Genomic DNA, 19142 nt, shown 5'->3' with positions numbered 1-19142 from the left:
CCAAACCTTGCAAGCGCCGCGGTCTCAAGTGGGATCAGGTTGGCGTCTGCCTGACGGATTTATTGGGGACGTGCGCAACAGGGGATTGCCTTTGCATCGGGGCTCTTGCGGGCCCTCGACCGACCGGAGACCCAGAGCGACGACAGACGCGCCGACTGCTTTGCTGCTTGCCAAAACGCCTATCTTTTCTCGGGTTTGCCGGTTAGCTTCGGTTCAGTTTTCTACTCTATGCCCTTTCCAGATTCAGGAGGTTTCCTTGAGCAAGGAGCCCGGAAGCGTGACGAAGGTGACCTCCAGCCATTGGGGGGCCTTCGAAGTTGATGTTCGCGACGAAAGAATCGTCGCCACGCGGCCTTTCGCGGAAGACCCGCATCCCAGTGCAATCCCCGATATCCTGCCGCAGGCGGTGCACCATCGCAGCCGGGTTTCCAGACCGTCGTTTCGTCGCGGTTGGTTGGAGAGCAGGGAGCGCACGGGCAGGGGTGGCGATACCTTCGTTGAACTCCCATGGGATGAGGCGCTGGATATCGCGGCGGCCGAGATCGACCGGGTGCGCAAGGCCCATGGGAACGAGGCGATTTTCGGGGGCTCCTATGGCTGGGGGTCCGCGGGGCGGTTTCATCATGCGCAAAGCCAGGTGCACCGTTTCCTGAACACCATCGGCGGCTACGTCTCTTCCTTTGCCAGCTACTCCACCGGTTGCGCTCAGGCGATCATGCCGCATGTCTTCGGCGTGCCGTTTCTTCAGCTGAATTACGAACATCAGGATGGCTGGCACACGATTGCGGAACATACCGAGACGCTGGTCATGTTCGGCGGGGTGAACCCGAAGAATTCACAGGTCAGCATGGGCGGCGTCACGCGGCACGAAACAGCGGGCTGGTTCGAGACCTTCGCCGAGAAAGGGATGCGCTGTGTCAACATCGGGCCGCAGCGCACCGACGCGCCGGACGGATGCGAGTGGATGGCCGTCAGGCCGGGGTCCGATACCGCGCTGATGCTGGCGCTGGCCTACGTGCTGGAGACCGAAAACCTGGTGGACCGGGATTTTCTGGGGCGCTGTACCACAGGTTATGACCGCTTTCGGCCCTATCTGCTGGGCGAAACGGACGGCCTTCCCAAGACACCCGATTGGGCTGCGCCCCTGACAGGTGTCGCGGCGGACACCGTCCGGGAACTGGCGCGCCGGATGGCCACGACACGCACATTGATCACCGTGGCGTGGTCCTTGCAGCGCGGGGAACACGGCGAACAACCCTTCTGGATGTCGGCGGTGCTGGCCGCGATGCTGGGGCAGATCGGTCTGCCCGGGGGCGGCGTTGGCTATGGCTATGGCGCTATTGGTGGGGTCGGGAAATCGTTCAAGGGATTGCGGGGCGTGACCTTTTCCCAGGGGCAGAATCCTGTCACGAAATTCATCCCCGTCGCGCGGGCAGGCGACATGCTGCGCAGGCCCGGCGAGGCTTACGATTTCAACGGGCGACGGGATACCTATCCGGATATCCGGCTGATCTACTGGGCGGGCGGCAACCCGTTCCATCATCATCAGGATCTCAACGCGCTGCACGAGGCCTGGCAGAAACCCGAGACGATCATCGTCAACGAACCCTGGTGGACCGCGACGGCCAAGCGGGCGGATATCGTCTTTCCGGCGACGACGCCCTACGAGCGCGAGGATATCGGCAGGTCGAATTTCGACGACTACCTTTTTCACATGCCGCAACTTATCCCGCCCGTTGCCGAGGCCCGGGACGATTACCAGATTTTTGCAGGGCTGGCTGAACGGCTTGGCAAGGCGCAGGAGTTTACCGAAGGGCGCAGAGCCGGTGAATGGCTTCGGGTGCTCTATCACGCGTATCAGGGCATGGCGCGGGACGAAGGTGTCGAGGTGCCGGACTACGAGGCCCTGCAGGAAAAGAACTGGGTCCGACTGCCGATCCAGATGGAGGGGCCGAACAGAACACTTTTTGCACCGTTTCGCGAAGACCCGGAGGGTGCGCCGCTCCCGACACCGTCCGGCAAGATCGAGATATTCTCTGCAACCATCGACGGCTTTGGATACGATGATTGCCCGGGCCATCCGGTATGGCTTCCGCCATCCGAATGGCTGGGGACTGCCACGGCTGCCGCACCTTTGCACCTTGTCTCGCCCCAGCCCGGGGACAAGCTTCACAGCCAGCTGGAAAGCGCCCTTGCCGATGTCGAAGGGGCACGGCCCGAAACCATTGTGATCCACCCGAAGGACGCAGCGCGGCGAGAGATCACCACGGGCGATCTGGTTCGGGTCTTCAACGCGCGCGGTGCCTGTCGGGCGCGGGCGCGCGTGTCGGATGATATCCTCCAAGGTGTGGTGGCCCTTCCGACCGGTGCCTGGTTCGGGGATCCGGGAACCAACGTCGATCCTGACGGGAATCCGAATGTGCTCACCCGAGATGTTGGGACGTCGCGCCTTGGCCAGGGGTGCAGCGCGCATACAACGCTTGTGGAGATCGCACGGCTCTAGTTTCGGGTTCTGTGTTTTTGGTTTCCACCTCTGGCCGCGGGCTAGGGGTGCCGCCCGAGTGTTTTCCCAAGCCACGTCGCATTTCCGGGTTGACGTAAGGTGAATTGCACTACAGTGTCCAACAATAGGACACTAATGAAGTCATCTTTGGGGAGGGATGACGGCAGTACCCGCAACAGTCGGGTACGGGAGGCGCCTGTCATCGTATCTGCTCCTGAAAGCTGGCCAGTCCTTTGATGTTTCAGGGAGGAAACCATGAAGACGATCAAATCCAGATTTGGCGGCGCGCTGGCCGCTATGACACTGGCGGCGGGGCTCTCCGGCCCCGCGGCGGCCCAGGACGACACCTTCAAGATCGGCGTGATCACGTTCCTGTCGGGTCAGGCGGCGGAAAGCTTTGGTGTGCCGGCGTGGAACGGCGGCAAGCTGCTGGTCGACATGCTGAACGAGGGCGGCAAGCTGCCCGCGCCCTACGACCAGAAGGGCTTTGGCGGCATGAACATCGAGGTCGTCGTCGTTGACGAGGCGGGCGGTGCCACCAAGCAGGTTCAGGAATTCCGCAACCTCGTTCAGCGCGAGGAAGTCGACGCGGTCGTGGGATATGTTTCGTCGGGCGATTGCCTTGCCATCCCGCCTGTCGCGGATGAGCTCAAGGCCTTTACCATCCTTTACGACTGCGGCACGCCGCGGGTGTTCGAGGATGGTACCTACGAGTACGTGTTCCGCACCGCCGCCCATGCCACGATGGATAACGTCAGCCTGGCGCGCTATCTCAAGTCGCGGAACTTCGACGTGCCAAGCTTTGCCGGTCTCAATCAGGATTACGCCTGGGGTCAGGACAGCTGGGCGGATTTCACCGCGTCGATGAGCCAGCTTTACCCCGATGCCGAGGTCAAGACGGCGCTCTTCCCGAAATTTGGCGCGGGCCAGTACGGCACCGAGATCTCGGCGCTGCTGCGCGAGCGGCCGGCGCTGGTGCATTCCTCGAACTGGGGCGGCGATTTGCAGGGCTTCCTTATTCAGGCGACGGCGCGGGGCCTGCACGAGCGTGCCCAGCTTGCGCTGGCCGCTGGTGACCACGTGATCCCGCAGCTTCAGGACAAGATGCCCGACGGCATCTTCCTTGGCGCGCGCGGCGTCAACGGGCTTGCCGCCTATGCGCGCGGTGGAGAGCTCAAGGAACTGACCGAGACCATGTGGAACGCCTATGAGGCCGAATACAACACCTTCCCGGTGCAGGCGCCCTTCCGCATGTGGCAGGCGCTCTTTGGTCTGAAGACCGCGATTGAAAAGGCGATGGCCGACAATGGCGGCAAGAAACCGTCGAGCGAGGAACTGGCGGCGGCCATGAAGGGTCTTTCCTGGGATGCGCCCTCGGGCCGGATCGAGATGGCGCTTGCCGACGGGCATCAGGCGATCCAGCCGAATGCCATCGGTACCACCAAGTGGAACGCCGACGCGGGCAAGATGGAGCTGGTCGACGTGGAGTACTACGACGCCCGCTGCGTGAACCCGCCCGAAGGCATGAAGTCGCAGGAGTGGATTGCGCAGGGTTTCCCCGGCGCCCAGTGCGACTGATACCCGCCATCTGAACAGGCCCGCCGCTGTGATGCGGCGGGCTCTTTCCCTATCACAAAACGCAGGGGCACCTGATCCATGGATCTTGCGGCAACCATCCTTGTCGACGGACTGATCTACGCCGGCTGGCTTTTCATCGTCTCCGTCGGCCTGACGCTCGTCTTCGGCGTGCTCAACATTCTCAATATCGCGCATGGCAGCCTCTATGCGATCGGTGCCTATGCCTCGGCCTCACTTGTGGGTGTCTATTTCGCCTCCGGCGGCGAGGTCTTTCCCTTCGGCAGCTACGCAGCGCTGATTCTTGCCGCGGTGCTGGTTGCACTGGTGCTGGGACCGCTCCTTGAGCGGGGCCTTTTGCGGTTCTTCTACGGCCGGGACGAGGTGCTGAACGTGCTGGTGACCTACGCGGTCTTCCTGATCCTCGAAGACGTGATGAAGTTGATCTGGGGCGTGAACCCCTATTTCGTCTACGAGCCCTACACCCTGCTGGGCGATGTCGAGATCGGGCCGCTGTTCTATGTGGGCTACGATTTCGCGGTCATCGCCGCCGCGATTGTCGTCGGCCTCGCGGTGTGGCTGACGCTGAACCACACGCAGATCGGCAAGGTCGTCCTCGCGGTGATCCACGATTCCGAGATGAGCCAGACCATGGGCGTGAACGTCCAGCGCATCTATCTCGGGGCTTTCATGGCCGGTGCGTTTCTCGCGGCGCTGGGCGGGGCGCTGACCGCGCCGATGATCTCGGTCACGCCGGGGCTTGGGGTCAACGTGATCATCGTGGCCTTTGCCGTGGTCATCATTGGCGGGCTGGGCTCTGTTCCCGGTGCGGCCATCGGGGCGCTGATGGTGGGGATCAGCCGGGCCGCTTCCGTTCACCTGCTGCCGGAGGCCGAGCTTTTCATCATCTACTTCGTGATGGCCATCGTGCTGCTGTTCCGGCCCGAGGGGCTGTTCGCGAAAACCCAGGCGAGGAAGATCTGATGCAGTCCAAACTTATTGTCAGTGCTTTGATCGCGCTTGCCATTCTGGCGGCAGGTGCCGTGGTGCTGCCCGACTGGGCCATGTTTCTCTGCGCCATGGCGCTGGCCAAGGGGCTGGTTTGCCTTGGCATCGTCGGCATGATGCGCGGCGGCGTCGTCTCTTTCGGGCAGGGGCTTTACTATTGCCTTGGCGCTTATACGGCGACCTTGGTTTCCAATCAGTTCGGGGTCTCGGATATTTTTCTGCTGACCCTGCTGAGTGCCTTGGTCTGCCTGCTGGTGGGCGTGGCCTTCGGGCCGTTGCTCTCGAACTATCGTGGGATCTTCTTCGCGATGCTCTCTTTGGCGCTTTCCATGGTGCTCTACGGCTCACTGTCGAAGATGAGCTTCATCGGTGGGACCGATGGTCTGAACATCGCCGCCCCGACTTTCCTTGGATGGTCGCCGGAGGGCCGCCCCTTGCAGACGGCGCTTTATCTCTACGTGGTGGTGATCGTGGTGATCGCCGGGACGCTGATGCGGGTCTATTTCGACAGTGAGCGTGGATTGCTGACACTGGCCACGCGGGACAACGAGCTGAGGATCGAATACCTCGGCGCCTCGGTGCGCAACATCATGACCTACAACTACGTCTTCGGCGCGGTTCTGGGCGGCATCGGCGGCACCATCGCGGCGCTGGCGCTTGGGCACGTGGACCCGGAATTCGCCTTCTGGACCACCTCGGGAGAGTTCGTGTTCGTCGCCATTCTCGCGGGCTATCTTTCGGTACCGGCGGTCTTTGTCGCGGCGATCATTCTCGAGCTCGTCCGGTCATTCTCGAACCTGTATTTTCCCAATACGTGGCAATTGGCGCTGGGCATCTTCCTGCTGGTGGTGATCATCGTCTTGCCCAACGGACTGGGATCGCTTGTCAGCCGCCGGAAAGGGAACGAGGCATGAGCAAGGGTGTCCTCGAGGTTCGCGACGTCCAGAAATCCTTTGGCGCGGTGACGGCGGCCAAGGATATCTCGGTCACTGTCCCGGAGGGTGCCGTCTATTCGCTGATCGGCACCAACGGGGCGGGCAAGACAACTTTCGTCAACATGGTGACGGGCTACATCAGGCCGGACGCTGGCCAGATCAACTTTGGGGGCCGCAACATCATCGGCATGTCCCCGCGACAGATCACACGTCTGGGCATTCACCGGTCGTTCCAGATCGCGCAGCTGTGCAACGAACTGACGGTCGAGGAAAACATGCTGGTCGCCGATGCGATCCATGGGGCCAAGGGGCCGTCGTTCCTGCGGCAGGCCCATGACCGCGCGGCGCGGGAGCGGGCGATGGCGACGCTGGAGCGGTTCAACATCGCCGAGCATCGCGACCGGCTGATCCCCGAGCTTTCGGGCGGCGTCAAGAAACTGCTCGATATCGCGATGGCCATGGCAGGCGACACGCAGATCATGCTGCTGGACGAACCCACCTCGGGTGTCGCGGCGGATGAGAAGTTTCCCATCATGGACCTTGTGATGGAGGCCCTGCGCGGGGCGGGCGTGACCGTCATCTTCGTCGAGCACGACATGGATATCGTGACCCGCTACTCCGAACGGGTTCTGGCCTTTTACGACGGCAGGATCATAGCCGACGATGCGCCGGACGAAGTGCTCTCGGACCCCGAAGTGCAACGCTATGTGACGGGGGCGCCCGCATGACACTGAAACTTGAAAATGTCGAAGTCAGCATCCAGGCGGCACCCATCCTGCGGGGGGTGAGCCTTGAGGTCGGGACGGGGGAGCGCATGGGCCTTGTCGGCCGCAACGGTGCGGGAAAGACCACCGTGATGCGTACCATCACCGGGCTGGCGACCCTGTCGGCCGGCAAGGTTCTGTGGAACGGCGAGGACATCTCGACCATGCCGCCGCGCCAGCGCGCGCAACTGGGCTTTGGCTACATGCCCGAAGACCGCCGCCTCGTTCCCGATCTGACGGTCGAGGAAAACATGCTGCTGCCGGCCTGGGTGAACAAGGACATCGACGGCCAGAAGGGGCTGGCTTTCGTCTATGACCTGATGCCCGAACTGACCGACATGTCATCTCGCAAGGCGCTGCTGCTTTCAGGTGGACAGCAAAAGATGGTTGCCCTTGGACGGGCGCTTATCGCCGGGCGCAAGCTGTTGCTGCTGGATGAACCCTTTGAGGGTGTTGCGCCTGCACTGGCCAAGCGCATTTCGGAGGTGATCGCGTCGCTGAAGGAAGAGGGGCTGTCCGTCCTGATTGCCCAGTCCGAGCTTAGCCATTCGCTGGATCTGCTCCAGCGTGAAAGCGTGATCGAACGCGGTGAGATCATCAAGGTGAACGTCATTGATCACTCGCTGGCGGAGGCCACGTGATGTCGTCATTTGCCCCTCTGAGCACTGCAGCGATGGATCCGATGGGTCGGGATGTGAAAAAGTAGGTCGCCTATGCCGCTCGAAGCGAAACCCCTACGCGTCCAGCATGCCTACGAGCAGGTATCAAGCGAGATCGAGGCACAGATCCTGGGTGGTTCACTGAAGCCCGGTGATCGGCTGCCCGGCGAGGTTGAGATGGCTGCCATGTTCAACGTGAACCGCTCGACCGTCCGGGAGGGGATAAGGCGGCTGGAAAGCGAGGGTTTCCTGCGGCGGATATCGCCGCGCAAGATGGTGGTGAGCATTCCGCGGATGGCGGAGCTTTCCTCCCGACAGACCCGTGCGCTTAGCATGCTGGACGTGACCTTTGACGAGCTTTGGAGCGTGGCAATCGCGACCGAACCCTTGGCCGCCGAATTGGCCGCGACACATGCGGATGCCGAGGATATCGCCGATCTGGACCGCATTCACCGAAAGCTCAAGGCAGCAGAAGGGAAGGGGGATGCGACGGTCGAGATCGACACGGCGTTTCATTCCCGCGTCGCGGCGGCCAGCAAGAACCGCGTGCTGCAGATGGCGCGCGAGCCGATTGGCTTCCTGCTTTACAGCGGCATCGATGTGCTGATCCCGAAACTGCCGCAGGCGATGGCCCGGCAACTGGTGGCGCATCATCACGTGATCGAGGCGATCCGGGCAGGCGACGCCGCAACCGCGCGGGAGTGGATGGCGCGGCACATCGACGACTTCAAACGGGGCTATGTCCACGCGGGGCTGCCCCTGGACAAGCCCATCGCGGGGGCCGCCGCGCGGCTGGTCGAGCAAAGGCAGGGGCAAAGATGACGGACCGGACAGGGGCGCAACCGGAGGGGGCAGCGAGATGACAGCCGAGCGGACTTTGCGGCTTGAATTGCACTACGGTGACCGGGTGGTCGCCTGCTATGCCGAGCGCCCGGCCAACCTCCACGGTCTGCTTGAGGAGGCGGTTGCGAAGTTCCCCGAAAACGAGGCCCTGATCTGCGATGACGTGCGTCTGACCTACGCCCAATTCGACGCTGAGGTTGGCCGGGTCGCGGCGGGACTGGCAGAGCGGGGCGTACGGAAGGGCGACAGGGTCGCAATGCTTCTTGGAAACGGTGTGCCATTCGTGGTCTTGCTTTATGCGGCGGCACGGCTGGGCGCAGTGAGCGTTCCCTTGAGCATCAGGGACCAGATGCCGGGGATCCGGCACGCGCTGGTGAATTCCGAAGCGGTCGCGGTGGTGGCAGAGGCGGAGTTCACGCATCTGGTGCCGACGCCGGAAGAAACGCCGTCGCTCGACCTGCGGATATCGGTCGGTGAGGCAGAAGGTTTCGTTGCCTACGAGGCGTTGCGGAAGGCATCGCCGCTGACGACACCGGCGGATGTCGCAGAGGATGAGGTTGCGACGATCCTCTATACCTCTGGCACGACCGGTGTGCCGAAGGGGGCGATGCTGACCAGTCTGGGGGTCGTGCATTCGTCCACTAATTTCGTGGTCACGATGGGGTTGGGGCCGACAGACAAGACCATCGTCGTGGTCCCGATGAGCCATGTGACGGGCCTTGTTGCCGGGATACACACGCTGGTCCGGGCCGGGGGCGCCATCGCGATCATGCGGGAGTTCAAGGCACCCAGGTTCCTCGAATGCGCTGCACGCGAGCGGATGACCTGTTCGCTCATGGTGCCTGCGATGTACAGCCTTTGTTTGCATCAGGCCGATCTGAGCGACTATGACCTCTCGGCATGGCGGGTGGGCGGATATGGCGGCGCGCCGATGCCTGCCGCCACGATCGAGCGGCTGGCCGATGCCCTGCCCGGACTGGGACTGATGAATGCCTACGGGGCGACGGAGCTGACCTCACCAGCGACGGTGATGCCCGCCGAACATACCGCCGCGCGGCGGCTGTCCGTGGGATTGCCCGTGCCGGGGGCCGAGATCTGCGTCATGGATGAGAACGGGTGCGAAGTGCCAAGGGGGGAGGACGGCGAGCTTTGGATCAGAGGCGCGATGGCGGTGCCGGGATACTGGCGTAACCCGGAAGCGGACGCGCGCGAATTCGCAGCGGGGTTCTGGAAATCGGGCGATATCGGCATGATCGACACGGATGGTTTCGTCCATGTCCACGATCGCAAGAAGGACATGGTGAACCGGGGCGGGCACAAGATATTCACCGCACAGGTGGAAAGCGTGCTGACCGCCTGCCCCGGCGTGATCGAGGCAGCCGTGGTGGCCAAACCCTGTCCGATCCTCGGCGAGCGTGTCCATGCCGTGCTGTCGGTGAAGGCCGAAGCGGTGGACGAGGCGACCCTGGCGGCGACCTGCGCCGCTGAACTGGCCGATTATCAATGCCCCGAAAGCTACACCCTGCTTGAGACGCCCTTGCCCCGCAATGCCAATGGCAAGATCCTGAAGCGCCAGATCAAGCAGGACCTCGGTCTCGTCGAGCCGTGACGGATCGCCAGGCCGAATAGCCTGCGAAACTGGACAACCCGCCGGAGACGAAGCCCGGCACATGAGAAATGGACTGTACCTAATGAGTAAACTGCTGCAACGCGAGGGAATATCTGACCGGGCGCTCGAGATCGCCGACAAGGTCGAGGCTTTCGTCCGGGAGAAAGTCATCCCCTACGAGCGTGATCCGCGTCTTGGAGGCCATGGCCCGTCAGAGGATCTGTCGATGGAACTGAAGGCGCTTGCCCGAGAGGCCGGTGTGATGACGCCCCACATTCTCGACGATGGCGGACATTTGACCCAGCGGGAAACGGCTGCGGTGCTGATCCGGTCGGGCCTTTCGCCGCTGGGGCCGCTGGCCTGCCATACCTGCGCGCCCGACGAGGGCAACATGTTCCTCTTGGGCAAGGTCGCCTCGCCCGAGTTGAAAGAGCGGTTCCTGTCGCGGATGATCGACGGCAGCATGCGCACCGCCTTCTTCATGACCGAACCGGCCGAGGACGGGGGCGCGGGGTCCGATCCGTCGATGATGCTGACCACCTGCAAGATGGATGGCAATCACTGGGTGGTGAACGGGCGGAAAACCTATATCACCGGCGCGGATGGGGCGGGAATGGGCATCATCATGGCCAAATCCGACGATGGTGCCTGCATGTTCCTTGTCGATCTGCCGGACCCCGCAATCCGGATCGAGCGGGTGATGGACACCATCGACAGCTCCATGCCAGGCGGGCACGCGGTGATCACCATCGACAACCTGCGCGTACCCGCCGACCAGATGCTGGGGGAATCGGGCGAGGGGTTCAAATATGCCCAGGTGCGCCTTGCGCCAGCGCGGCTGAGCCACTGCATGCGCTGGCTCGGGGCTTGCGTGCGCGCCCATGAGATCGCGACGGATTACGCGAACCGGCGCATGGCTTTCGGAAAGCAGCTGATCGACCACGAGGGCGTGGGCTTCATGCTGGCCGAGAACCTGATGGATCTGAAACAGGCCGAGCTGATGATCTACTGGTGTGCCGACGTGCTCGACAGCGGCGCGCAGGGTGGGGCTGAAAGTTCGATGGCCAAGGTCGCCGTTTCCGAGGCGCTGATGCGCGTTGCGGACCGCTGCGTGCAATGCATGGGCGGGCAGGGTGTGACGGCGGATACGATCGTTGAACAGGTGTTCCGCGAGATCAGGGCCTTCCGCATCTATGACGGGCCGACCGAAGTGCACAAGTGGAGCCTTGCCAAGAAGATCAAGCGCGACTGGAAGGCGGAGCACGGCGGATGACATCCGCTGCCGTCAGCGCCGACGCCAATACGGGGACCACGCCCGTCAGAGCGGGGTTCGGGTTTGACGAGGTCGCGCTGGCCGCTTGGATGAAAGCACATGTCGCAGGCTTCGGAGGGCCCCTCTCTTTGCGGCAGTTCAAGGGCGGGCAATCGAACCCGACCTACCAGCTTGTGACGCCCGGAAAGACCTACGTCCTCCGGCGCAAACCGCCCGGCAAGCTGGCGAGAGGTGCCCATGCGGTCGACCGCGAGGCGCGGGTGTTGAGGGCTCTGGCCAAGGCGGGCTTCCCGGTTGCGCGGGTGTACGGGCTTTGTACCGATGATAGTGTCATCGGCAGCTGGTTCTACATCATGGAGATGGTGGAAGGCCGTATCTTCTGGAACGCCAGCTTTCCGGAGATCGCCGCGACAGAAAGGCCCGCGTATTTCTGGGCAATGAATGACACGCTGGCGCGGCTGCACATGATTGCGCCCGAGGCCGTGGGGCTGCAGGACTACGGTCGCGCAGGAAACTATTTCGAGCGTCAGATCAGCCGGTGGAGCCGGTCTTATCTTGATGACACGGATGCGGGGCTTGACCCCGGGATGGACAGGCTGGTCGAATGGCTGCCCACGGCGATCCCGCCTGCCGCTGAAACGCGGATCGTTCACGGCGATTTCCGCTGTGACAACCTGATCTTTCATCCCACCGAGCCGCGCGTGATCGCCGTGCTGGACTGGGAGCTATCGACGCTTGGCTGCCCGCTTGCCGATTTCACCTATCACGCGATGATGTACCGGATGCCCCCCGAGATCGTGGCGGGGCTTGGCGACGTCGATCCGGCCAGCTTGAACATCCCGACGGAGGAAGAATACATCGCCCGATACTGCGCCACCACCGGCCGCCGCGGGATACCTGACTACACGTTCTACGTTGCCTTCAACTTTTTCCGCATGGCGGCGATCTTTCACGGGATCAAGGGCCGAGTGATAAGGGGTCAGGCGGCATCGCCGCATTCGGTGGCCCGCGTCAAGCACTATCCGAAACTGGTCAGATTGGCCGTGGAAGCCGCTGACGAATGCCTATGAACGAACCGGTCTTTCTCGACGTAATAGGCGGGATGGCTTGGTTTATCCTCCGTTGTCACGATCGCGGGAACGCGATCAACCAAGCGATTGCGGATATGTTGCTCGAAGGCCTGAAGCCTGAGATCGGTTCCGCGCCGGTTTTCGGGGCCTGATCCAAACGAGGGCCCGCACCTCTTGTGCGGTTGTCGGGTGCCCTCACGCGAACTTGACGAATTCGCGATGCTTCAGGCATCCTCCCCTTGGGGGCGGCGGCAAGCAGGGAGACGTCTGTCCTACCATTCACAGGGAGACACGATCATGCCACTCAATCTGAAAAGGCCTTTGATAGCCGCAGCGACACTTGCCGTTTCGGCGACACTTTCGCCAACCGTAGCCGGCGCTGAAAACGCAATTGTCATCGGTCTCCAGCAAGAGCCGACCTCGCTCGATCCGACGGCCGATGCGACGGCCTCGATCGATGGCATGCTGGCCCAGAACCTCTATGAATCGCTTACGACCGTGAACGAGGCCGGTGAGGTTCAGCCGCAACTTGCCGAAAGCTGGACTGTTTCGGAAGACGGGCTGACCTATACCTTCGACCTTGTCGATGGTGCGACGTTCCATGACGGCACCGCCTTCGATTCAGAGGACGTGGTCTTTACTTTCGACCGGGCGATGGCCGAGGATTCGGTCAATCCCTCCAAGGGGCTGTTCAAGCCGATCGAAAGCGTAACTGCAGTCGACGCGAACACGGTCGAGATCAAGCTGTCGCAGAAGGATGCCTTCTTTCTCTTCAATATGGCGCAGGGCGATACGTCGATCATCGCCCCCGAGAGTGTCGAGGCGAACAACGCCACACCCGTTGGCACCGGCCCCTTCAAGTATGACAGCTGGACACGGGGCGACAAACTGGTCCTGACAAAGAACGCCGATCACCGGGATGCCGGATCAGTCGCGCTGGACCGGGTCGAGTTCAAATTCATCTCTGACGCCGCTGCCGCATCGGCGGCCCTGCTTGCAGAAGAGATCGACGCCTTCCCGGGCTTCCCGGCCCCGGAATTGCTGCCGCAGTTCGAAGCCGATCCGCGTTTCAATGTGGTGGTCGGGTCGACCGAGGGCGAGGTGATCCTGGCGATGAACAATTCCAAGCCGCCCTTCAACGACGCGCGGGTGCGCAAGGCGATCAACCATGCTTTCGACCGCGATGAGATCATCGACGGGGCGATGTACGGACAGGCCGTGCCCATCGGCAGCTTCTATCCGCCCCATGGCCCTGCCTACGTGGATCTGACCGGCACCTATCCGCATGACACCGACAAGGCCAAGGCGCTCTTCGAAGAGGCGGGCGTCGCGGGCAGCACCATGACCCTACGCGTGCCACCCTTCCCCTATGCGACGCGGTCGGCCGAGATTATTCAGGCGCAACTTGCCGAAGCGGGGATCGACGCCAAGGTCGAGAACGTCGAGTGGGGCTTCTGGATCGACGAGATCTACAAGAAGAAGAACTACGACATGACGATCATCGCCCATACATCGCCCAACGACCTGGGCAACTTCGCCCGCGGGCCGAAGTATTTCTACGGCTATGACGATGCGGCCTTCAACGATCTCTGGGCGCGGATCAGCAGCGAGGCGGACCCGGAGACGCGCAATGGCCTGCTCAGGGAGGCGCAGCAGTACCTGACCGATCAGGCGGTGCACGGGTTCCTGTTCCAGCTCCCGCAGCTGGGGGTCTACAAGACCGGGGTCGAAGGCTTCTGGCCCTCGCGCGCCGTTCTGTTCCAGCCGCTGGCGGGTGTCACCGTGAACTGACTGGATTGCCTGCGCGCGGACAGGGTCTGCGCGCAGGTCATCTGCAATGGGTTACTTCCTCCTTCGACGCACCATCAGTTTTGTCCTGACGCTGTTCGTGGTGTCCGCAGTGGTCTTTGCGGTCATGAACATCCTGCCGGGTGATCCGGCGCTGACCATCCTGGGCCTTGACGCGACCGACGACGCGCTGGCCGCCCTGCGCGAAGAGCTGTCGCTGAACGATCCGGTCATTCTGAGATATGCCGAATGGGTCGGGGGCGCACTGAGGGGTGATTTCGGGACCAGTCATTCCTTTCGCGTCCCCGTTTCAGAGCTCATCGCCGAAAGGCTGCCGTTGACCATTTCGCTTGCCATCTCCGGGATGCTCGTGACGATCATCCTCGCGCTGACGCTGGGGATTGGCGCGGCGGCGAACCATCGCAAGGCGGGGGACTGGGGGGTCATGTTTCTGAGCCAGCTTGGCATTGCCGTGCCGGCCTTCTGGCTCTCGATCCTGCTGGTCCTGCTTTTTGCGGTCAAACTGCGCTGGCTGCCGCCCGGTGGCTTTCCCGGCTGGTCGGAGCCTTGGGAGGCGGTGCGCGCGCTGATCCTGCCGACGGTGGCGCTGGCGCTGGTGCAGTCTGCCGTGCTGGCCCGCGTCACACGCTCCTCTGCGCTGGAGGTGATGCGGCTCGATTATGTGAGAACCGCGCGCGCCATGGGCTTTTCCCGAAACCGTGTGCTCTGGCGGCACGTCCTGCCCAACGCCCTCATCCCCATCGTGACCATTGTCGGGCTGCAGTTCGCGGCTCTTGTGACCGGCACCATCGTCATCGAGAACGTGTTCTACCTCCCCGGTCTGGGGCGGCTGATCTTTCAGTCCATCGCGAACCGTGACCTGCCTTCGGTGCAGGCCCTTGTGATGCTTTTCGCAGCCATCGTGGTCACCGCCAACTTCATCGTCGATCTGCTCTATCTCGTGATCGACCCGCGCCTGAAGACCCGTTCATGAAGCGCCTGCCGGTGAACCTGTTGATAGGCGCGGTGCTTGTCGGGCTGGTCGTGGGTGCGGCGGCACTTTCGCTGATATGGACGCCGCACGATCACACGCTGCTCAACATCCGGGGCAAGTTCGCCCCGGCCTCGCCCGAGCATTGGCTCGGCACCGACCAGCTTGGCCGGGACGTATTCTCGCAACTCATGGCTGCGGCGCGCAATTCCGTCGCGGTGGCTCTGACGGCGGTCTTCATCGGCGGCTCCATCGGTGTGTCTCTGGGGCTGCTGGCGGCTGCCATCGGCGGGCTGGTCGAGGATTTCGTCATGCGGATCGCTGACATCAGCTTCGCCTTTCCAACGCTCCTCTTCGCGATCATGCTGGCGGCGGTCTTCGGCCCCTCGCTGACCGTCGCGGTGGTTGCCATCGCCTTCATCAACATCCCCGTCTTCGCCCGCGTCGCCCGTGCCTCGGCCAATCAGATCTGGACGCGTGAGTATGTCTTTGCCGCCCGCGCAGCGGGCATGGGCCGTTTTGCCATCACCCGCGATCACGTGTTGCCCAACATCGCGGCCCCGGTCATCGTGCAGGCCACAATCGAGTTCGCCATCGCCATCCTCGCCGAAGCAGCGCTCAGCTACCTTGGCCTTGGCGCACAGCCGCCTGCGCCCTCCTGGGGGCGGATGCTGTCCGAGGCGCAGACGCTCATGTACCTTGCCCCGCAACTGGCGATTTATCCCGGTCTTTGCATCGTGCTCGCGGTGCTGGGCTTCAGCCTACTGGGCGACGGGCTGCGCGATATCACCGACCCAAGATTGGCGCGCGAAAGATGATAGAGGCGCGCAATCTCACTGTCGCCTTTGGCGCGGGACAGGCGGTGCGGGACGTCTCGTTTCAGGTACGGCCCGGTGACCGGATCGGCGTGGTGGGGGAATCCGGCTGCGGCAAGACGATGCTGGGGCTGGCCATGATCGGGATGACGCCCGATGCGGCGCAGGTCAGCGGCAGCCTGCTGCTGGACGGGACCGAGATGGTGGGCGCCTCCGAAAAGGCCTGGCAGGCCCAACGCGCCCGGCGGGTGGCGATGATCTTTCAGGAACCCATGGCCGCGCTCAACCCGATCAAGCGGGTGGGGGACACGGTGATGGAACCCCTGATGATCCACCTGGGACTGAGCCGGGAACAGGCGCGCGACCGCGCGCTGTCCTTGTTCGAAGAGGTCGGCATTCCCGAGCCGGAGGCGCGGCTCCGGCAGTTCCCGCACGAGATTTCGGGGGGGCAGCGGCAGCGGGTGCTGATCGCGCTGGCGCTGTCCTGCGATCCGGAACTGCTGATTGCGGACGAGCCGACGACCGCGCTTGACGCGAACGTCGCGCTCAGGATCACCGATCTTCTGGCCCGGTTGGCGCGCGACAGGACGATGGCACTGCTTTTCATTTCCCATGATCTGGCCGCCGTGGCGCGCGCGACCGAAGACATGCTGGTGATGTACGGCGGCGATATCGTCGAAAGGGGCAAGACGGCGGCGGTTCTGTCCGAGCCGAAACATCCCTATACGCAGGGCCTTCTGTCGGCTCGGCCCAGCCCGGCGAATATGCGGGAGATCGACGGGCGGCGCAAAAGGCTGCCGACGATACCGGGTGCCGTGCCGCCTTTGGCGAGCCTGCCAGCGGGGTGTCGTTTTGCCGGACGCTGCCCGGTCGAGTTGCCGAAATGTGCGACCCGCAAGCCGACAGAGCGCAAGGGAACTGCCTGCCACCTGATGGAGGCTGACACGTGACGCTGCTTTCGGTGGAGAATGTCACAAGGCGCTACCGGCTGCCCCGGCAGGCATTGCTGACACCGCCCGCTGTCCTGACAGCGGTCGACCAGGCAAGTTTTACCCTTGAGCGGGGCGAGACGCTGGGCATCGTCGGTGAATCGGGATCGGGCAAGTCGACCCTCGCCCGCATGGTCATGGCCTTCGAGAGACCCGACGAAGGACGGGTGCTTTTTGAAGGGAAGGATTTGGCCACACTCGCCCCTGCTGATCTGCGGGCGCTGCGGCCGCATTTTCAGCTGGTCTTTCAGGACCCCTACAGCAGCCTGAACCCCCGGCGCACCGTGGGCTGGTCCATCGCCGAACCGCTCCGCGCCACCGGTCAGGCGGATAAAGCCCGCGTGGCACAGGCCCTCGAACAGGTGGGCCTGCGGCCGGAAGATGCGGACAAATATCCGCACGAATTCTCCGGCGGGCAAAGGCAGCGCGTGGCCATCGCGCGGGCCATCGTGACGCGTCCTTCACTCCTCGTCGCGGACGAGGCGGTCTCGGCGCTCGACATGTCCGTTCAGGCCCAGATCCTCAACCTGCTGATGGACCTGCAGGATGAGCTGGGTCTTGCAATCCTCTTCATAAGCCATGATCTGTCGGTGGTGGGCAGCATCTGCGACAGCATCCTTGTCATGGAACACGGCAAGACCGTGGAATATGGTGCCGCCCAACAGATCATGCGCGCGCCCGAGCAGGGATATACGCGTTCGCTTCTCACAGCCGCCGGATTGATATGACCAGAATTGTTCACCTGACCGATCTTCACATCTCGCACCCCGAGCTGAGTGACGCCGCGCTCAAGACCGACACGACCGAGACACTGCGGCGCGCGATTGCGGCCATCAATGCGATGGAACCTTTGCCGGACCTTGTGGTGGCGAGCGGAGATCTGACCAATACCGGGGCTGCTTCGTCCTACGCGCTTTTGCAGGAGATCCTTGCCGACCTGGCACCGCCTGTCGTTCTGGCGCTGGGCAATCACGACAAACGCGGTCCCTTCGCCGAAGTCTTTGAGACCGGTACCGGTGACGCGCCTTTCGTACACGATCAGACCTTTGGCGATCTGCATGTCATCACGCTCGACACGCTCGTGCCCGGTCACGTGGCAGGGCGGATCGATCCCGATCAGATCGCTTTTCTCGATGCTGCCCTCGCGCGGGAGCCCGCGCTGCCGAAACTGGTTGTCGCACACCATCCGCCACGCATGGACGACCGTACCCTGCCCTGGGCCAGCCTGGATGCGCAAAGCTCGCAGCAGTTCGGCGAAACGATTGCCGGGCGCGGCGTGATCGGGGTGCTTTCGGGCCACGTGCATCTTGACCAGGTCCACCACTGGCACGGGGTGCCCGTCATCACCTGTATGGGCCTGAATTCGACCGTGGATATCCTTGAACAGCGCGACATGCGCATCGTGGAGGGGACGAGCATGGGGCTTTGTGTGCTCCGGCCCTCGGGGCTGTCAGTCTCATTCGTCTCGCTCACCCCCGAACGCCGCCAGTTGGGCCTGCTGGAAGAGGCGCGCTTGCGCGCTTTCAGGTGAGGCACAGCTCATGAAGCAGGATCTGAAACGCCGTCTGGAGATACCCGGCTTGCTGAATGTCCGGGACCTTGGCGGCTACCGGACGCACAGCGGGTTGATCACGAAGTGGCGGCGTCTGCTTCGGGGAGACGGGCTGCACCGGCTGACGCGGGAAGGGGTCCAGCTGCTCAACTCCGAAGGGCTCACCTCGGTGATCGACCTGCGCTCGCATGCGGAGCTCGAAGAAGAGCCGAACCCCTACCTGGACGAGGCGCAGGTCGGTTTTCATCACAAGCCGATCTACGACGATCTGGCCCCTGCCATGATGGCAACCCACGAGGCGGCCAAGGACGATCCGCTTGTCGGCTTTTACCTCACCGCCCTTTTGGAGCGGTCCGAGGCGATGCGCGATATCCTTGCGACCATCGCCTCCGCGCCCAAGGGCGCCATCCTTTTCCATTGCACCGCTGGAAAGGACCGCACCGGTCTGGTGGCGGCCCTTCTGCTGGAGATCGCCGGGGTGGACCGCGAAACGATCCTGGCCGACTATTCCCTGACCGGAGACTTTATCGCCGACCTGGTCGAGGAGCTGCTGGACCGCACCCGCCAGAGCGGTGGCGATACCGAGAGGCACGCGCAGTTCCTGGCCTGCGCGCCCCTGACGATGGCAACAACGCTGGAACAGATCGATCGACGCCACGGGTCGGTTTCCAACTACCTGAAGGACATCGGGCTGCCTGCCGGAGACCTGTCGAACCTGCGTGACCGGCTGCTCGGGGAGTGATCTGAAGACATTCGGCATCGCATCAA

The 19142-nt window shown here is 63.1% G+C and carries 18 protein-coding genes; all 18 read left to right on the top strand.

Going from position 1 to position 19142, the window contains the following annotated elements; translation table 11 throughout:
- Window positions 1-286 precede the first annotated feature (286 nt).
- The 18 genes from AB2B41_RS11735 (at window position 287) to AB2B41_RS11650 (ending at window position 19116) form a co-directional block, all read left to right on the top strand.
- Window positions 287-2503 carry a molybdopterin-dependent oxidoreductase gene (locus tag AB2B41_RS11735; RefSeq protein ID WP_420014288.1) on the top strand — a complete coding sequence of 739 codons (2217 nt, stop codon included), beginning with the start codon at window positions 287-289 and terminating at the stop codon, window positions 2501-2503.
- A 255-nt stretch (window positions 2504-2758) separates the two neighbouring features.
- Window positions 2759-4081, top strand: coding sequence for an ABC transporter substrate-binding protein (locus AB2B41_RS11730; RefSeq protein ID WP_367877986.1), 1323 nt, complete (start codon window positions 2759-2761; stop codon window positions 4079-4081).
- Between the two features lie 78 nt (window positions 4082-4159).
- The gene (locus tag AB2B41_RS11725) at window positions 4160-5062 is read left to right on the top strand and encodes a branched-chain amino acid ABC transporter permease (RefSeq protein WP_367877985.1); all 903 of its coding nucleotides are present in this window, start codon (window positions 4160-4162) and stop codon (window positions 5060-5062) included.
- Complete coding sequence (locus tag AB2B41_RS11720; protein ID WP_367877984.1) at window positions 5062-6000, top strand: branched-chain amino acid ABC transporter permease; 939 nt, start codon at window positions 5062-5064, stop codon at window positions 5998-6000. Before AB2B41_RS11725 ends, AB2B41_RS11720 begins: the two co-directional genes overlap by 1 nt.
- Window positions 5997-6749, top strand: coding sequence for an ABC transporter ATP-binding protein (locus tag AB2B41_RS11715; RefSeq protein ID WP_367877983.1), 753 nt, complete (start codon window positions 5997-5999; stop codon window positions 6747-6749). The genes AB2B41_RS11720 and AB2B41_RS11715 overlap by 4 nt, the downstream gene beginning before the upstream one ends.
- Window positions 6746-7426, top strand: coding sequence for an ABC transporter ATP-binding protein (locus AB2B41_RS11710; protein WP_367877982.1), 681 nt, complete (start codon window positions 6746-6748; stop codon window positions 7424-7426). The genes AB2B41_RS11715 and AB2B41_RS11710 overlap by 4 nt, the downstream gene beginning before the upstream one ends.
- A gap of 72 nt (window positions 7427-7498) precedes the next feature.
- Complete coding sequence (locus AB2B41_RS11705; RefSeq protein ID WP_367877981.1) at window positions 7499-8266, top strand: FadR/GntR family transcriptional regulator; 768 nt, start codon at window positions 7499-7501, stop codon at window positions 8264-8266.
- A gap of 37 nt (window positions 8267-8303) precedes the next feature.
- On the top strand, window positions 8304-9896 hold the full coding sequence (locus AB2B41_RS11700; protein ID WP_367877980.1) for a class I adenylate-forming enzyme family protein: 1593 nt from the start codon (window positions 8304-8306) through the stop codon (window positions 9894-9896).
- A gap of 82 nt (window positions 9897-9978) precedes the next feature.
- Window positions 9979-11169 carry an acyl-CoA dehydrogenase family protein gene (locus AB2B41_RS11695; RefSeq protein WP_367877979.1) on the top strand — a complete coding sequence of 397 codons (1191 nt, stop codon included), beginning with the start codon at window positions 9979-9981 and terminating at the stop codon, window positions 11167-11169.
- Window positions 11166-12239, top strand: a complete 1074-nt coding sequence (locus AB2B41_RS11690; RefSeq protein WP_367877978.1) for a phosphotransferase — start codon at window positions 11166-11168, stop codon at window positions 12237-12239. Before AB2B41_RS11695 ends, AB2B41_RS11690 begins: the two co-directional genes overlap by 4 nt.
- A complete protein-coding gene (locus AB2B41_RS11685) occupies window positions 12236-12391 on the top strand; it encodes a hypothetical protein (RefSeq protein ID WP_367877977.1) in 156 nt (51 codons plus the stop codon). Before AB2B41_RS11690 ends, AB2B41_RS11685 begins: the two co-directional genes overlap by 4 nt.
- A 145-nt stretch (window positions 12392-12536) precedes the next feature.
- Window positions 12537-14030, top strand: a complete 1494-nt coding sequence (locus tag AB2B41_RS11680) for an ABC transporter substrate-binding protein (protein ID WP_367877976.1) — start codon at window positions 12537-12539, stop codon at window positions 14028-14030.
- Between the two features lie 46 nt (window positions 14031-14076).
- Window positions 14077-15021 carry an ABC transporter permease gene (locus AB2B41_RS11675; RefSeq protein ID WP_367877975.1) on the top strand — a complete coding sequence of 315 codons (945 nt, stop codon included), beginning with the start codon at window positions 14077-14079 and terminating at the stop codon, window positions 15019-15021.
- Entirely contained in the window at window positions 15018-15836 is an 819-nt protein-coding gene (locus tag AB2B41_RS11670; RefSeq protein WP_367877974.1) for an ABC transporter permease, read from the top strand. The genes AB2B41_RS11675 and AB2B41_RS11670 overlap by 4 nt, the downstream gene beginning before the upstream one ends.
- Window positions 15833-16783 carry an ABC transporter ATP-binding protein gene (locus AB2B41_RS11665; protein WP_367877973.1) on the top strand — a complete coding sequence of 317 codons (951 nt, stop codon included), beginning with the start codon at window positions 15833-15835 and terminating at the stop codon, window positions 16781-16783. Before AB2B41_RS11670 ends, AB2B41_RS11665 begins: the two co-directional genes overlap by 4 nt.
- Window positions 16780-17550, top strand: a complete 771-nt coding sequence (locus tag AB2B41_RS11660) for an ATP-binding cassette domain-containing protein (protein WP_367877972.1) — start codon at window positions 16780-16782, stop codon at window positions 17548-17550. Before AB2B41_RS11665 ends, AB2B41_RS11660 begins: the two co-directional genes overlap by 4 nt.
- Window positions 17547-18353 (top strand): metallophosphoesterase family protein, encoded by an 807-nt coding sequence (locus AB2B41_RS11655; protein WP_367877971.1) that lies wholly within the window; start codon window positions 17547-17549, stop codon window positions 18351-18353. The genes AB2B41_RS11660 and AB2B41_RS11655 overlap by 4 nt, the downstream gene beginning before the upstream one ends.
- A gap of 10 nt (window positions 18354-18363) precedes the next feature.
- The gene (locus AB2B41_RS11650; protein WP_367877970.1) at window positions 18364-19116 is read left to right on the top strand and encodes a tyrosine-protein phosphatase; all 753 of its coding nucleotides are present in this window, start codon (window positions 18364-18366) and stop codon (window positions 19114-19116) included.
- Window positions 19117-19142: the final 26 nt, after the last annotated feature.

The sequence above is a fragment of the Sulfitobacter sediminis genome, from assembly GCF_040811725.1.
Classification (GTDB): Bacteria; Pseudomonadota; Alphaproteobacteria; order Rhodobacterales; family Rhodobacteraceae; genus Sulfitobacter; species Sulfitobacter sediminis.
Note: the sequence above shows the minus strand (reverse complement) of the source record. Positions and strands in the feature narration are given on the sequence as shown.

Coding starts and splice junctions, on each gene's coding strand:
- AB2B41_RS11730 (WP_367877986.1), top strand. CDS start 2,759: ATGAAGACGATCAAATCCAGATTTGGCGGCGCGCTGGCCGCTATGACA.
- AB2B41_RS11725 (WP_367877985.1), top strand. CDS start 4,160: ATGGATCTTGCGGCAACCATCCTTGTCGACGGACTGATCTACGCCGGC.
- AB2B41_RS11720 (WP_367877984.1), top strand. CDS start 5,062: ATGCAGTCCAAACTTATTGTCAGTGCTTTGATCGCGCTTGCCATTCTG.
- AB2B41_RS11715 (WP_367877983.1), top strand. CDS start 5,997: ATGAGCAAGGGTGTCCTCGAGGTTCGCGACGTCCAGAAATCCTTTGGC.
- AB2B41_RS11710 (WP_367877982.1), top strand. CDS start 6,746: ATGACACTGAAACTTGAAAATGTCGAAGTCAGCATCCAGGCGGCACCC.
- AB2B41_RS11705 (WP_367877981.1), top strand. CDS start 7,499: ATGCCGCTCGAAGCGAAACCCCTACGCGTCCAGCATGCCTACGAGCAG.
- AB2B41_RS11700 (WP_367877980.1), top strand. CDS start 8,304: ATGACAGCCGAGCGGACTTTGCGGCTTGAATTGCACTACGGTGACCGG.
- AB2B41_RS11695 (WP_367877979.1), top strand. CDS start 9,979: ATGAGTAAACTGCTGCAACGCGAGGGAATATCTGACCGGGCGCTCGAG.
- AB2B41_RS11690 (WP_367877978.1), top strand. CDS start 11,166: ATGACATCCGCTGCCGTCAGCGCCGACGCCAATACGGGGACCACGCCC.
- AB2B41_RS11685 (WP_367877977.1), top strand. CDS start 12,236: ATGAACGAACCGGTCTTTCTCGACGTAATAGGCGGGATGGCTTGGTTT.
- AB2B41_RS11680 (WP_367877976.1), top strand. CDS start 12,537: ATGCCACTCAATCTGAAAAGGCCTTTGATAGCCGCAGCGACACTTGCC.
- AB2B41_RS11675 (WP_367877975.1), top strand. CDS start 14,077: ATGGGTTACTTCCTCCTTCGACGCACCATCAGTTTTGTCCTGACGCTG.
- AB2B41_RS11670 (WP_367877974.1), top strand. CDS start 15,018: ATGAAGCGCCTGCCGGTGAACCTGTTGATAGGCGCGGTGCTTGTCGGG.
- AB2B41_RS11665 (WP_367877973.1), top strand. CDS start 15,833: ATGATAGAGGCGCGCAATCTCACTGTCGCCTTTGGCGCGGGACAGGCG.
- AB2B41_RS11655 (WP_367877971.1), top strand. CDS start 17,547: ATGACCAGAATTGTTCACCTGACCGATCTTCACATCTCGCACCCCGAG.
- AB2B41_RS11650 (WP_367877970.1), top strand. CDS start 18,364: ATGAAGCAGGATCTGAAACGCCGTCTGGAGATACCCGGCTTGCTGAAT.